This window comes from Roseateles sp. Mitsp63, from assembly GCF_059491535.1.
Genome location: NZ_CP168509.1, coordinates 735,287 through 748,756, shown reverse-complemented (window position 1 = coordinate 748,756; position 13,470 = coordinate 735,287). Strand labels below are relative to the sequence as shown.

Here is a 13,470-nt window from a genome sequence, read left to right as displayed (position 1 = left end):
CATGAGTCCCCTCCCCACCGATCGTCCCGCGGCGATGACCGCCTCCGCCGGCCCGGCCATCTCCGAATGGCCCGATGTGGACACGCTGTACCGCCGCTTCGCGGAGCTGGTCGCCCAGCCGATGCGGCCGATCCGCGCCGACGCGATGCCCAAGGTGCTGCGCTGGTTCGACGAGCGCTGCGCCGGATCGAAGCGCCTGGCCGAACAGGCCAAGGCGGTGATCCCCGGCGGCGTGCAGCACAACCTCGCGTTCAACCATCCGTTCTCGCTGGCGATGGCCAGGGCCGAGGGCGCGCACCTGACCGACATCGACGGCAACCGCTACATCGACTTCCTGCAGGCGGGCGGCCCGACGCTGCTCGGCAGCAATCCCGCAGTGGTGCGGCGCGCGGCGCAGGCGGTGCTCGATGACTGCGGGCCGGTCACCGGCCTGCTGCACGAGTACGAGGTGAAGCTGGCCGAACTGGTGTGCCGCCACATGCCCGGCGTCGAGATGCTGCGGCTGCTGGGCTCGGGCACGGAGGCCGTGATGGGCGCGGTCCGGCTGGCGCGCACGCACACCGGGAAGCGATGGATCATCAAGGTCGGCGGCGCGTATCACGGCTGGAGCGACCAGCTGGTCTACGGCATGCGCCTGCCCAAGACCGGGCGGCTGGAGGCGACCGGCATTCCACGCGGCGCCACCGGCCACACGCAGGAGTGCCTGCCCAACGACCTGGAGGAGCTGCGGCGCCGGCTGCGCTGGAACCGGCTGCGCGGCGGCACGGCGGCGGTGCTGGTGGAGCCGCTGGGGCCCGAGAGCGGCACGCGTCCGGTGGCGAAGGACTACAACGCGCAGGTCCGCGCGCTGTGCGACGAGTTCGGCGCGCTGCTGATCTTCGACGAGGTGGTGACCGGCTTCCGGCTGGGCATGGGCGGCGCGCAGGCCTACTTCGGCGTCACGCCCGACATCACGGTGCTGGGCAAGTGCCTGACCGGCGGCTATCCGATGGCTGGCGCGATCGGCGGCCGGCGCGACATCATGATGTCGCTCGCCGGCGGCATCGGCACGACCGCGCGGCGCGCCTTCGTCGGCGGCACGCTGTCGGCCAATCCGCTGTCCTGCGTGGCGGGTTATCACGCGCTGCGCGAATGCGAGCGCATCGACGCGGCCGGCGTGGCGGGCCGCGCGGGCGATCGGCTGCGGCGCGGGCTGGACGAGATCATCCAGCGGCGCGGTCTGCCGTACGTCGCCTACAACATGGGCTCCATCGTGCACCTGCAGACCTCGGGCGTGCTGCTGCTGGACACCAGCAGCCTGTGGAAGCTGCTCAAGCTCAAGGACGAAGCCAGGCGGCGCAAGCACATGATGGAGGAGATGGGCGCCGCGTACACGGCGCACGGCGTGATCACGGTGGCGGGCAGCCGGCTCTACACGAGCGCGGCGGACACCGACGAGGTCATCGACGACGCGCTGAACCGCTTCGACGACGTGTTCGCGCTGGTCTGAGGAGCGCCGCCATGACGCTCGATCCACGCGAGGAATGGCGCCACCGGCGCGACCGGCTCGCCGCGAAGGGGCTGTTGGACGGTGATTCCGCGAGCCTGTCGCTGCGCATCCCGGGCGCGAGCGCGATGTGGCTCGGGATGGCCACGGACGAGGGGCCGAGACGCATCGAAGTGCGCCTCGACATGGGCGGCGCGGTGGCCTCCGAGGCCGTCGCGGAGGTGCATGCAGCGGTCTACGCGGCGCGGGAGGACGTCTGCGCAATCGCCATCGGCGGCGGCTCCTTCGGCCTTCAGCTCAAGGACTTCGGCGGCGCGATGCCCGGCGTCTTCGACGAGCAGGTGCGGCATCTCGGCCGCATGGCGCCGGCAGTGGAGCGGGTCGAGGCTCTCGCCCGCGCGCTCGCGCGGGGAGGCAACGCGCTGTTGGTCCGGGGGCGGCCGATGGTGCTCGGCATGACGCCGTCGCGACTGGCAATGAACGCGGAGCTCTTCGAGAAATGCGCGACGGCGTATGTGCTCGCGGTCGCGAGCGGCGGCCCGGTGCGCCCGCTGCCATGGATCGTCCGCCACGTCGCGAACCGCCGCCTGATGAAGGACGAGCAGCGCGCGCGTGACCGCGTGCGCGCGGGGCTGGCGCCGGAGGAAACGAAGGGCTACTGAGCCCCGATACGCGCCGGGCTGCCGATCACCGCGGGGATCGAAAGCCGCGGATGGCCACCCGCGCCAGCACGACGACGATCACCAGCGCCAGCGCGTCGAGGACGAACAGCGCCGCATCCGGCCCGGTCCGCTTGGCGATGTCGGCGGATTGGCCGTAGTGCGTGGCACCGATGCCGTAGGCCTGGACATAGGTCATGGCCGTGATCCAGGCCGCCGTCGCCGCCACGGCGATGGCGAGCACGGTGGCCACGTTGGCCTTCAGATAGCTCTTCTTGCGAGGGGGCGCGAGCACCGGCTCCGTGCCGATGGCCGCATCAGAAGTCGCCTGCATGATCGATCCTCGATGTGTTCGAGGAGGCGTTGTAGGCGGTGCTTCCGATGCCGGGTCCCGCCGTGTCGCGAGCTGCGGATCCGGCGGTTGAATGGGCTGGGGTCAGGATTGGATGGTGGCGGCCATCGCTCAGGGCAGGTCCACGATCTCGATCCGGCGCGCGGCGTCACCAGCCTCGACGCGAGGTCCTGAATTCCACGCCGTTGCCGGGTCCGCGGCCTTGCAGCCGCCAGACCTGACGCGCCGTGGCCGTCACGCTGTCGATGAGCGGCACCGGCACCCGCGCCTGCAGGCGCGCTGCCATGCCGGCGAGGCCGGCGCCCCCCAGCACGATGGCGCGGACCGGCCACTGCCGCAGCACCGCCTCGCAGGCCTCCAGGAGCTGCCGCTCGGCATCCTCCCGCGACGCGCGCAGCGTCAGGCCATCGAGCGCCACCGTGTGGATGCCGCGCACCGCCACGCCGTGACCGAGCGCCGGCAGCAGCCGCTCGAGCATCGGCTTCCAGGCGCGACCGCCGGTGATCACGGCGCAGTCGCCATGCGCGGCGGCTTCCATCAAGGCGCCTTCCGCGAGGCCGAGCACCGGACACGGCGCGATCTCGCGCAAGGCGAACAGGCCGGGATCGCCGAAGCAGCCGATGATCGCCGCCTCGGGCGGGCCGGACTGGCTGACCACTCGATCCCAGGCGTCGAGCGCCGCATGCGCCGCCACCACGAGACCGACCTCATCGGCGATGTACGAGGCGCCGAAGCCCGCGGTCACGGACTGGACCTCCACGTCGTCCGGCTGGACGGCCTGGATCAGGGCACCCAGCTCGGCGGTGAGCGCCGCGGTGGTGTTCGGGTTGATCACCAGCAGCCGGCGCCGCGGGCCGGCTCGCGTCGCGGCGGACATGGCGGTCTTCATTCGGCGGCGCGGCCCGCGCGCTGGCGCCGCCGCAGACCGGCGATGACCAGCATCGTCAACGCCATCACGAGGAACGACACGACGGTGGTGAGCGTGCCCAGCGCATAGATCGCGGGCGTGGTGACGGTCGTGGTCAGCCCCTGCAGCTCGAGCGGCAAGGTGTTGACGTCGCCGATCGCCTGGGAGGTCCGCGCGATCTCATCCCAGCTGAGCGTGAAGCCGAACATGCCCACGCCGACCAGCGACGGCGCGATCAGCGGCAGGACCACGTGACGGAAGGCCTGCCACGGCGTGGCGCCCAGATCGCGCGCGGCCTCCTCGTAGAGCGGGTTGAAGCGGTTGAACACCGCGAACATGATCAGCAGCCCGAACGGCAAGGTCCAGGTCAGATGAGCGCCCAGCGCCGAGGTCCACAGCCCCAGCGCGCTGCCGTAGCCATCGGCCCACTCGGGCGGCGCCCACGCGGCCAGCAGGTCCTTGATGCCGGTGTCGATCAGCCGGAACTGCAGCCCGATGCCCAGCGAGACCACGATCGACGGCATGATCAGGCTCGCCACCGTCACGTGGAACAGCGCCCCGCCGCCCCGCAGCCGCTTGCGGAAGGCCAGCGCGGCCAGCAGCGACAGCGCCATCGTGAGCCCCATCACCACCGTCCCCAGCGCCAGCGAGCGCCGGAACGCCGCGCCGATGTCCACCACGCCGAGTCCCTCTGCGAGCTGGCGGTACCAGTGCAGCGACGGCCCGCCGTTGAGCGGGAAGGTCAGTCCGCCGTCCGGCCCCTGGAAGCTCAGCACGAAGATCGTCAGCACCGGTCCGTACAGGAACAGCACGAACAGCGCGAACAGGATGGCCAGCGGCCAGAAACCCGGCCCGCGCGGCTCTCTCACGCGTGCGCCCATGTCAGAGCTCCTTGCGGATGTCGACCACCCGCGTCAGGCCCCGGATGATCAGCAGCACCGTCAGCAGCAGCACGACGGCATTGGCCGCCGCGAGCGGGAACTGCATGTACGAGGTCTGCACCTGGATCATCTTGCCGACCGACGCGATCTGGCCGCCCCCCATCACGCCGACGGTGACGAAGTCGCCCATCACGATGGTGAGGATGAAGATCGATCCGATCAGCAGGCCGCTGCGCGACAGCGGCACCACCACGTGCCACAGGGTCTGCCAAGCGCTGGCGCCGGCATCGCGCGCGGCCTCGAGCAGGGCCCGGTCGATCCGCATCATCGAGTTGAAGACCGGCACGATCATGAACAGGGTGTAGAGGTGCACGTACGCGAGCAGCACCGAGAAGTTGGAGTACAGCAGCCAGTCCAGCGGCCGCTCGGTCAGGTGGGCCGCGATCAGCGTCTGATTGACCAGGCCGTTGCGGCCCAGCAGCGGGATCCACGAGACCATGCGGATCACGTTCGAGGTCCAGAACGGCACGGTGCAGACGACGAACAGCAGCGTCTGGATCGCCGCCGAGCGCACGTGGAAAGCCAGGAAGTAGGCCAGCGCGAACCCCAGCACCAGCGTGATCGCCCAGGTCGCCAGCGCGAAGCGCAGCGTCGACAGGTAGGTCGACACCGTCACGCAGGGATCGCCGTACTCGTTGAGCCGGGCGCAGCCCTCCAGCAGCTTGCCGTAGTTGCGCCAGGTGAAGGCGGGGATCAGCGCGTACTCGTTGAAGTCCCAGAAGCCGACCATCACGACCAGCCCCAGCGGGACCAGGAAGAACACCGCGAACACGGCCGCGAAGGGCAGCGCCTGCAGCCCGGGGCGCAACGCGCCGCGGGCGTCCAGAAGTAAGGGACGGAAGGGAAGGAAGGGAAGCCCAGGCTTCATGGCGGGTTGCGGTCCCCGGCGCTCAGGCGGCGACGAACTCGTTCCACTTGCGGACCATGTACTCGTTCTCGTCCATGACCGCGTTCCAGCAGGCGATGCCGCCCATGCGCTGCTCGTAGCTGCCGCCGTCGCGCACGCTGCCGGCCTTGGCCAGCACCTCGCCGCGCGGGCTCTTGATGTCCTTCGCGGCGGGCTTGCCCTCCATCCAGTAGGCCCACTCATAGGGCTCCATCTTCGCCTTGGCGGTGTCGAGCACGGCGCTGTAGTAGCCCTGGCGGTTGAGGTAGGCGCCGGCCCAGCCGTCGAGGAACCAGTTGATGAACTCGTAGCAGGCGTCGAGCTGCTTGCCGGACACGGTCTTCGGAATGCCGAAGCCAGCGGCCCAGGCGCGATAGCCCTCCTTCAGCGGCTGGAAGGTGCAGTCGATGCCCTTGCCGCGCACCGCCGTCACCGCCGGACTCCACATGGACTGGATGACCACCTCGCCCGAGGCCATCAGGTTGACGCTCTCGTTGAAGTCCTTCCACAGCGCGCGGAACTGGCCCGCCTTCTTCGCCTCGATCAGCGTCTTGATCGTCAGGTCGATCTCGGCGCGCGTCATGTTGCCCTTGTCCTGGTACTTGTGCAGGCCCATGGCCTCCACCACCATCGCCGCGTCCATGATCCCGATCGACGGAATGTTCAGGATCGATGCGCGGCCCTTGAACTGCGGGTTGAGCAGCTCGGCCCAGGACGTGATCGGACGCTTGATCAGGTCGGGGCGGATGCCCAGCGTGTCGGCGTTGTAGACCGTCGGGATCAGGGTCATGAACTGCGTGGGGCCGGTGGCGAACGCATTGGCGCGGGCGCCGGGCAGGTACATGACCTTCTTCGGCGCCGTGCCCTGGTCGCCGACCGGCTTGCCGCCGACCTCGCCCTTGGTGAAGAGCGGCGTGATCCTGTCGGCGTGCTTGATGCGCCGCGCGTCGATGCCGATCAGGTTGCCGGTCGGCACGATCTTCTTGAGCGAGAAGTACTCGGTGTCGATCAGGTCGAAGCTGCTGGGCGAGGTGACCGCGCGCTTGGCCACCTCGTCGGTGGTGACCGCGACGTACTGGATCCGGATGCCGGTGTCGGCCTGGAACTTCTCGGCGATCAGCTTGTCCTGGTTGACCGCCGTGCCGAGGTAGCGCAGCGACGGCTTCTCCTGCGCATGGATGGCCGGGAAGCTGCCGGTGGCCAGGATGGCGGCGGCGCCCTTGAGCACGCCGCGGCGGCCGATGCGGGAGCCGTTGGAATCGTTGGACATGAAGCGATCTCCGGTGGTGGGGACGTCGCCTGAAGCCGTCAGGCCGCGGATGAATGGACGGGGCTTGCGCGGCCGTGTCAGCCGGCCGGGAACCGGTGCGCCTGCATCGCGTCCCAGGACACCCAGACCGGCTGATGCGGCTGGAGCGCGGCGCCGGCGTCATGGAGGTCGGGCAGGCTGATCGTCAGCCGCGGCGAGGCGCCGACGCCGGCCTCGACCTCCACGCCGACCAGCAGGTGCGTGCCCTGGTACTCGAGATCGCTGACGCGGCCGGCGACGCGGGGCCGGCCGTCGTCGGCCGGTTCGCGCGCGTGCACGGCCATGCGGTCGGTGCGGACCGCCGTCAGGGCCTGGCCGTCCCGCATCAGGTTGTGCCCGCCGATGAAGGTGGCGACGAAGGCGCTGGCCGGCTGGTTGTAGATGGCGCGCGGACTCGCCGACTGCTCGATGCGGCCCTGGTTCATCACCACCATCTGGTCGGCCAGCGCCATCGCTTCCTCCTGCGAGTGCGTGACATGCACGAAGGTCAGCCCCAGCTCCTGCTGCCAGCGCCGCAGCTCGGCGCGCATCTGCGTGCGCAGGAAGGGATCGAGCGCCGACAGCGGCTCGTCGAGCAGCAGCACGCGCGGCTCCATGATCAGCGCGCGCGCCAGCGCCACCCGCTGCTGTTGACCGCCGGACAGCTCGGCGGGACGGCGCTGCGCGAGATGGCCCATGGCGACGCGCTCGAGCAGCGCTTGCGCGCGCTGGCGGCGTTCGCCCGCGGCCACGCCGCGCATCCTCAGGCTGAAGGCCACGTTGTCCAGCGCGCTGAGATGCGGAAACAGCGCGTAGCTCTGGAACATCATGGCCGTGCCCCGCGCCGACGCGGGCAGCCGCGTGATGTTGCGATGGCCGAGCAGGATGTCGCCGTCGCTCACGTGCTCATGGCCGGCGATCATGCGCAGCGTCGAGGACTTGCCGCACCCGGAGGGCCCCAGCAGGCAGCAATAGCTGCCGGCCGGGACGCGCAGGTCGATGGCGTCCACGGCGACGGCATCGGGGGCGTAGCGCTTGGTCAGGGCGACGAGTTCCAGCGGCTCGCCGGGGAGGTCGGAAGCGTGGGCCATGCCGGAACGGAAGCAGTATGCGTGCCAGCTGGATCCAAGGGGAATGCGGGGGAGAGGATGGGACAGGGCAGGCTCGCATGCACCAAGATGAGCCTGAGCCAGCTCAGCGTCCCAGCAGGCGCCCCAGCGCCGGCAACACCCCGCCCTCGAGCAGGTTGGCGACGTTGAAGCGCATGTGCGACGGATGCTCCAGGGAGAACAGCCGCCCTGGCGCCGTCAGGTGCCCTTGCTCGAGCAGCCGCTGGGCCACCGCGAAGGCATTGACGCCGTCTCCCAGATCCGCCCAGAGATAGAAACCGGCGTCGGGCTCGTGCGCCAGCTGCAGTCCCAAGCGCTGCAGCGCGTCGGCGGCACGCGGACGCGCATCGGCAAGACGAGCGCGCAACTGCTCGCAGTGATGCCGATAGTTGCCTTGCGACAGCAGCCGGTAGACGGTGCGCTCCCCGAAGCTGTTGGTGGCCAGGCAGTTCAGCGCGCGATACGTGGCCATCCATTCGATGCGCTCCGAACTCGCCGCCAGGTAGCCGACGCGCAGCCCCGGCGCGATGGTCTTGGAGAAGCTGCCGATATGGATGACCCGCTGGAGCTGGTCCAGGGAGGCGAGCCGCGTCACGGCGGTGCCGCCGCCCACCGGCAGCAGGTCGCCATAGGTGTCGTCCTCCACCAGCGTCAGGTCGAATTCCTCGGCCAGACGCAGGAGCTGGAAGGCCTTGTGCGGCGCCAGGCTCGTCCCGGTCGGGTTGTGCAGCGCCGTGCTCAGGAAGAAGAACCGCGGACGGTGCTCGACGCATAGCGCCCGCAATACGTCGAGATCGGGACCATCGGCCAGGCGCGGGACGGGCAGCATGTCCAGACCGACGGACATCATCCTGTCGACCAGGATGGGCTGGCAGGGCTGCTCGATCAGCACCCTCGCTTGCGCATGTCGCAGGAAGCTCAGCAGCACCAGGTTGAGGGCATCCATCGCCCCGGAGGTCACGATCAGGTTCGACGCGTCGACATTCAGGCCGACGTCCTGCAGCTTCACCTGCAGCTGGTGACGCAGCGGCAGGTAACCCTGCGGATCGCCGGCCGTCGCCAGTGCGCGCTGATTGCCTCGGGCCACCGTGCGCAGCGCCCCTGCAATCCCCGGCTCGTCCATCCAATCCTCGGGGAGCGTCCCGATCCCGCTTCGACTGAGCAAGGTCTGCGCCGGCCGCTGCAGTTGAAGGCGCAGCGAAGACACGGCATCCAGGCCGCCCGGACTGAAAAGACTGGGGCGCGCCGCCGCCTTCTCAACCGCCCGGCGCCCGCCCGCGGCCTTCACGAAGTAGCCCGCGCCGCGGCGCGACTCCACCAGGCCATGCGCCACCAGCTTGTCGTAGGCGCGCGCCGCGGTATCCCGGCTGATCCCGCAATCGTCCGCGAGCTGCCGTACTGATGGCAGGCGCGCGCCTGTCACGACCCTGCGCGTCTGGATGGCTCCGGTCACCAGGGTGAAGATCCGATCCACCAGCGAGCTTCCGGCGTTGGGGCCCGCGGCCTTCAAGTCCGCCTCTGCTATGACAAACCCTGGCTTGTCGCGTGCTTCCCTCATTTTCCGCATGCTTGTTTGCTCTCTTTCCCTTTGCAGCCGCCTATGCAATCATGGCTCAACTGTCATGATTGCTTGCTCAGTACAGCAAGAATATCTGTAGGGCGTACTGTATCGATATGACGGAAAGGTGACTGGATAACCTTTGAACTCATCGTTCATGGGCCATAGGAACCGTCATGTCAACCCGTCCGATCCGTCCCCTCGCCCGCCAGCAGTACGGCGCCGTCATGCTCGGTGTCCTGGCGCTCTGCGCGGTGCCGGCGGTGGCGTCGGCACAGACCGCCGCCGCGGCCCCCGCGGCCCGGACCTACGCGTTCGACCTCCCGGCGGGCCCCCTGGCCGCATCGCTGCGCGAGATCGAGCGCATCAGCGGCCAACGCGTCGACATGGATGCCGCATCGGTCGCCGGCAAGCAGGCGCAGCCCGTCAAAGGCAGCTTCGACGTCGACGAGGCCCTCGCGCAGGCCCTGCGCGATAGCGGCGTCCACGCCCGGCGCGTGAGCAGCGGCTACTGGGTCGCCCTGCCGGACAGGCTGGACACCGTCCTCGTCGTCGCCCGGCGCGACCAGGCGGAAACCAGCTTCAAGGCCGATCGCTCCGACACGGCCACGCGCAGCGGCACCGACCTGATGGACGTTCCCGGCGCGGTGACCATCATCACCGCCAAGGTGCTGGAATCCCAGCAGACGCTGTCCGTGCGCGATGCGCTGGCCAACGTCAGCGGCATGGGGTTCAACCAGACACCTCAGGGGTCGCCGACCTTCACCGTCCGCGGCTTCGGCCAGACGGCCGCGCTGGTCAACGGCCTGAGCGACACGTCGGCCTCGCTGACCAACGTCTTCGGCGTCGAGCGCATCGAGGTGCTCAAGGGACCGCAGGCCATCCTGGCGGGGTCCAACTCGCTGGGCGGCGGCGTCAACGTGGTGACCAAGAAGCCGCAGGCCGATCCGATCCGGTCCGTGATGCTGCAGTACGGCACGCACGGCGACCTGACGGTGGCGGGTGACGTGGCCGGCGCGGTGACCGACGACCGGCGCCTGAGCTTCCGCCTGATCGCCTCGCACAGCGAGGCCAGGGACAACGACTTCGGCTTCGACGGCCGCAAGGACAACGCCGTGCTGCCCCAGCTGCGCTGGAAGGACGCCACGACCGACCTCATCGTCGGCGCCTCCTACGGCAAGCAGCACGCGCCGGTGCCGCTCTTCACCCTCGCCCGCCGCGACGGCGTGATCCTGCCGATTCCGGGCCTGCGGCCCGGCCGCGCGGAGGATGGCTTCGACACGGAACAGAAGCGCTTCTTCTATCAGCTCGAACAGACGCTGACGCCGGCCGTCACCTTCATCAGCCGCCTTCAGCGCTCGCTGCAGGAGACGGAGCTCCACCTGCGCTCGCCGGGTGGCCTGATCTACGCGAAGGGCGCCGCCAACGATTCGCCCACGGGCAACGTGACGTTCTATGCCTCGCGCACCTTCTACAACCAACGCGACCTGAGCGGCGACCACTACCTGCGCATCGCCGGAGACACCGGGCCGGTCAAGCACAAGCTGTCGGTGGGCTTCAACCACACCGACACCGCCTTCAACCAGCCCCAATGGTCGGGGCCGTCCACCACAGTCACGCTGTACCCGACCGCGGTGCCGGTCCAATTCGGCGACCTGCGCGCCGACGCCAACGTGCTGTCCAGCGTCGCGGACCAGCGGACCAAGCAGGTCGCCGCCTATGCGCAGGACCTCATGACCTGGGGCGACTGGAACCTGCTCGTGAACCTGCGGCGCAACCGCTACACCATCGAGAGCACGGCGGCCTTCCCGCCGGCCAACCTGTCGTTCGTCAACCCCAAGCAGAAGATCTGGTCGACCACGCCCGGCGTGGGGCTGGTGTACATGTTGACGCCGCAGGTGTCGCTGTACACCAACTACGCCGAAGGCTTCGTGCCGGCCACCAACGTGAGCTGCGCCGGCGGCCTCGTCCCCCCCACGACCACGCGCAACCGGGAGGTCGGCGCGAAGTTCGACCTGTTCGACAGCAAGCTCTCGCTCACGACCGCGGCCTACGAGCTGGCGCAGAGCCATCAGCTGGCCTACAACCGGATCAAAAACTGCTACGACACACGCGACGCGCAGGTCACGCGCGGCTTCGAGCTCGACGCGCAAGGCCAGGTCACCCGCGGCCTGAACCTGCTGCTCAACTACACCTTCACCCAGCTCGAGGACGTGGGCGATCCCAACCGGGTCTTCACCGGCGTGCCCAAGCACAAGATGAGTCTGTGGACCACCTACGACCTGCAGGGCGAGGCGTGGAAGGGGCTGGGCTTCGGCGTGGGCGTCAGCGCGACGACCAAATCCAAGGGCAACTACGATCCGCGCTACATGTCCCAGGTTCCCGGCCAGGCCCAGCTCGACGCCAGCCTCTTCTATCGCCACGGGCCATGGTCGACCACCTTCGGCGTGAAGAACATCGCTGACCGCAGGCTGTACGCCACCACCGTCAGCAGCGACTTCATCCCCGTGCTGGACGGCCGAACGTTCATGCTCACCGTCAAGCGCGACTTCAAATGACGATCCCCGACGCGGCGGCGCGAGGGCGTCCCACCAAGCGTGAGTTGATCCTGCCCTTCTGGCGCTCGGAGGAGCGCGCCAGCGCCTTTCTCAAGCTGGGTCTGATCCTGGCCATCCTGCTCTTCGGCACCTACCTGGCGGTATGGGCCAACCGCCTCACCGGCGAGGTGACAGACGCGCTGGTCAACCGCAAGTGGGACGCGCTGTTCAGCGCACTGCTGCTGGCCGCCGGCGTGGGCCTGGCCAGCGGCTGCCTGACGATCACGCAGGTCGCGCTGAACAACCTGCTCGATCTGCAATGGCGGACCTGGCTGACGCAACGGCTGATCGCGCAGTGGACCGAGGGCCATGCCTACTACGACATCGAGCGCGAAGGGCAGCTCAGCAACGCCGACCAGCGCATCGCCGAGGATGTCCGGCTGTTCACCGACCAGACGCTCAATCTGGGTCTCAACTTCCTGACGGCCGGCATCCATGCCGTGACCTATGGCTACCTGCTGTGGCACCTGTCCGGCGCGCTCCGATTCGAGGTCGCCGGCGTGCCGGTCTCGATCCCCGGCTACATGGTGTACCTGGCCTTCCTCTACACGGGGCTGCAGCTGGCGCTGACGCACTGGGTCGGGAAGAGGATGGTGGGACTCAACATCCAGAAGCAGACCGTCGAGGCGGACTACCGCTACACCGCGATGCAGCTGCGCGAGAACGCCGAGCAGATCGCGTTCTACGGCGGCGGCGCGCGCGAGCGGGGGCGTCTGGCCGCGCGCTTCGAGCAGGTGCGGCGGAACACGCTCGCGATCGTGCAGCGCACCGTGAAGGTGATGTTCGCGCAGACCGCCTACGGGCACATCTTCCAGCCGGTGCCCACGGTGGCGGCGCTGCCGCGCTACCTGGCCGGCGAGATCACGCTGGGCGGCATGACGCGCATCACCAGCGCCTTCGGCATGTTCAACAACACGCTGTCCCTGGTCAACCAGGCCTACCTGTCCATCACCGCCTGGCTGGCCGTCGGCAACCGGCTGCGCGACCTGTCCTGGTCGATCGACAAGGCCCGGCACCGCAGCCGCGGCATCGAGGTCACCGTCGGAGCGGCCGCCCCGGCCGGCCAGCCGGCCGCGCTGACCACCTCGGCCCTCCATCTGCGCACGCCGCTGGACGAGCCCCTGTGCGACCTGCCACCGCAGCGTTTCGGCCGCGGCGAGCGCTGGTTGATCCGCGGTCCCTCGGGGACCGGCAAGAGCACCTTCCTGAGGGCCACCGCGGGACTTTGGCCGTACGGCCGCGGATCGGTCCAGCACCCGGCCGGCGCCTCGACGATGTTCCTGCCGCAGCGCAGCTACATCCCCGACGGGACGCTCAAGGCCGCGCTCGCCTACCCGGCCGGGGCGGAGGACTTCAGCGACGACGCCTGCATGGACGCGCTGCGCGTGGTGGGCCTGGCAGCGCGGATGCGCTCGTTGACCGAAGTGGACCGCTGGCAGCAGCGTCTTTCGGGCGGCGAGCAGCAGCGCCTGGCGATCGCGCGCGCCTTGCTGCACAAGCCCGACTTCCTGTTCCTGGACGAGGCCACCAGCGCGCTGGACGAAGGCAACGAACAGCGCATCTATCAGGCGCTGATCGCGGCGCTGCCCACGAGCGCCATCGTGAGCGTGGCGCACCGGAGCGCGCTGCTGCAGTACCACGACCACGTGCTGGAGATGACCCCGCTCCCGCGAGAGGGCTGACAGCC

At 69.4% G+C, this 13,470-nt stretch carries 11 protein-coding genes; 4 read left to right on the top strand and 7 right to left on the bottom strand.

Annotated elements, in window-relative coordinates; translation table 11 throughout:
- The first annotated feature begins 1 nt into the window (after window position 1).
- Window positions 2-1,489: an aspartate aminotransferase family protein gene (locus ACEN96_RS03205; protein WP_495586606.1), complete on the top strand. Its 1,488-nt coding sequence runs from the start codon at window positions 2-4 to the stop codon at window positions 1,487-1,489.
- A gap of 11 nt (window positions 1,490-1,500) precedes the next feature.
- Window positions 1,501-2,148 carry a hypothetical protein gene (locus tag ACEN96_RS03200; protein ID WP_495586605.1) on the top strand — a complete coding sequence of 216 codons (648 nt, stop codon included), beginning with the start codon at window positions 1,501-1,503 and terminating at the stop codon, window positions 2,146-2,148.
- A 25-nt stretch (window positions 2,149-2,173) separates the two neighbouring features.
- Here the strand turns inward: ACEN96_RS03200 and ACEN96_RS03195 are convergent, their stop codons facing one another.
- The 7 genes from ACEN96_RS03195 to ACEN96_RS03165 all read right to left on the bottom strand — a co-directional run bounded on the left by ACEN96_RS03195 (window position 2,174) and on the right by ACEN96_RS03165 (window position 9,102).
- A complete protein-coding gene (locus tag ACEN96_RS03195; protein WP_495586604.1) occupies window positions 2,174-2,479 on the bottom strand; it encodes a hypothetical protein in 306 nt (101 codons plus the stop codon).
- A 166-nt stretch (window positions 2,480-2,645) separates the two neighbouring features.
- The gene (locus tag ACEN96_RS03190) at window positions 2,646-3,374 is read right to left on the bottom strand and encodes an aspartate/glutamate racemase family protein (RefSeq protein WP_495586603.1); all 729 of its coding nucleotides are present in this window, start codon (window positions 3,372-3,374) and stop codon (window positions 2,646-2,648) included.
- 8 nt (window positions 3,375-3,382) lie between these two features.
- Window positions 3,383-4,285 (bottom strand): ABC transporter permease, encoded by a 903-nt coding sequence (locus ACEN96_RS03185; RefSeq protein ID WP_495586602.1) that lies wholly within the window; start codon window positions 4,283-4,285, stop codon window positions 3,383-3,385.
- Window position 4,286: 1 nt separating this feature from the next.
- On the bottom strand, window positions 4,287-5,213 hold the full coding sequence (locus tag ACEN96_RS03180; protein ID WP_495586601.1) for an ABC transporter permease: 927 nt from the start codon (window positions 5,211-5,213) through the stop codon (window positions 4,287-4,289).
- A 22-nt stretch (window positions 5,214-5,235) separates the two neighbouring features.
- Window positions 5,236-6,501 carry an ABC transporter substrate-binding protein gene (locus ACEN96_RS03175; protein ID WP_495586600.1) on the bottom strand — a complete coding sequence of 422 codons (1,266 nt, stop codon included), beginning with the start codon at window positions 6,499-6,501 and terminating at the stop codon, window positions 5,236-5,238.
- Between the two features lie 77 nt (window positions 6,502-6,578).
- Window positions 6,579-7,610 carry an ABC transporter ATP-binding protein gene (locus tag ACEN96_RS03170; RefSeq protein WP_495586599.1) on the bottom strand — a complete coding sequence of 344 codons (1,032 nt, stop codon included), beginning with the start codon at window positions 7,608-7,610 and terminating at the stop codon, window positions 6,579-6,581.
- A gap of 103 nt (window positions 7,611-7,713) precedes the next feature.
- Window positions 7,714-9,102, bottom strand: coding sequence for an aminotransferase-like domain-containing protein (locus ACEN96_RS03165; RefSeq protein WP_495586598.1), 1,389 nt, complete (start codon window positions 9,100-9,102; stop codon window positions 7,714-7,716).
- A gap of 260 nt (window positions 9,103-9,362) precedes the next feature.
- Between ACEN96_RS03165 and ACEN96_RS03160 the strand changes: the two genes are divergently transcribed.
- Both ACEN96_RS03160 and ACEN96_RS03155 read left to right on the top strand, forming a co-directional pair.
- Window positions 9,363-11,744, top strand: coding sequence for a TonB-dependent siderophore receptor (locus ACEN96_RS03160; RefSeq protein ID WP_495586597.1), 2,382 nt, complete (start codon window positions 9,363-9,365; stop codon window positions 11,742-11,744).
- Entirely contained in the window at window positions 11,741-13,465 is a 1,725-nt protein-coding gene (locus ACEN96_RS03155) for an ABC transporter ATP-binding protein/permease (protein ID WP_495586596.1), read from the top strand. Before ACEN96_RS03160 ends, ACEN96_RS03155 begins: the two co-directional genes overlap by 4 nt.
- Window positions 13,466-13,470: the final 5 nt, after the last annotated feature.

Coding starts and splice junctions, on each gene's coding strand:
- ACEN96_RS03200 (WP_495586605.1), top strand. CDS start 1,501: ATGACGCTCGATCCACGCGAGGAATGGCGCCACCGGCGCGACCGGCTC.
- ACEN96_RS03190 (WP_495586603.1), bottom strand. CDS start 3,374: ATGTCCGCCGCGACGCGAGCCGGCCCGCGGCGCCGGCTGCTGGTGATC.
- ACEN96_RS03170 (WP_495586599.1), bottom strand. CDS start 7,610: ATGGCCCACGCTTCCGACCTCCCCGGCGAGCCGCTGGAACTCGTCGCC.
- ACEN96_RS03180 (WP_495586601.1), bottom strand. CDS start 5,213: ATGAAGCCTGGGCTTCCCTTCCTTCCCTTCCGTCCCTTACTTCTGGAC.
- ACEN96_RS03175 (WP_495586600.1), bottom strand. CDS start 6,501: ATGTCCAACGATTCCAACGGCTCCCGCATCGGCCGCCGCGGCGTGCTC.
- ACEN96_RS03185 (WP_495586602.1), bottom strand. CDS start 4,285: ATGGGCGCACGCGTGAGAGAGCCGCGCGGGCCGGGTTTCTGGCCGCTG.
- ACEN96_RS03160 (WP_495586597.1), top strand. CDS start 9,363: ATGTCAACCCGTCCGATCCGTCCCCTCGCCCGCCAGCAGTACGGCGCC.
- ACEN96_RS03195 (WP_495586604.1), bottom strand. CDS start 2,479: ATGCAGGCGACTTCTGATGCGGCCATCGGCACGGAGCCGGTGCTCGCG.
- ACEN96_RS03155 (WP_495586596.1), top strand. CDS start 11,741: ATGACGATCCCCGACGCGGCGGCGCGAGGGCGTCCCACCAAGCGTGAG.
- ACEN96_RS03205 (WP_495586606.1), top strand. CDS start 2: ATGAGTCCCCTCCCCACCGATCGTCCCGCGGCGATGACCGCCTCCGCC.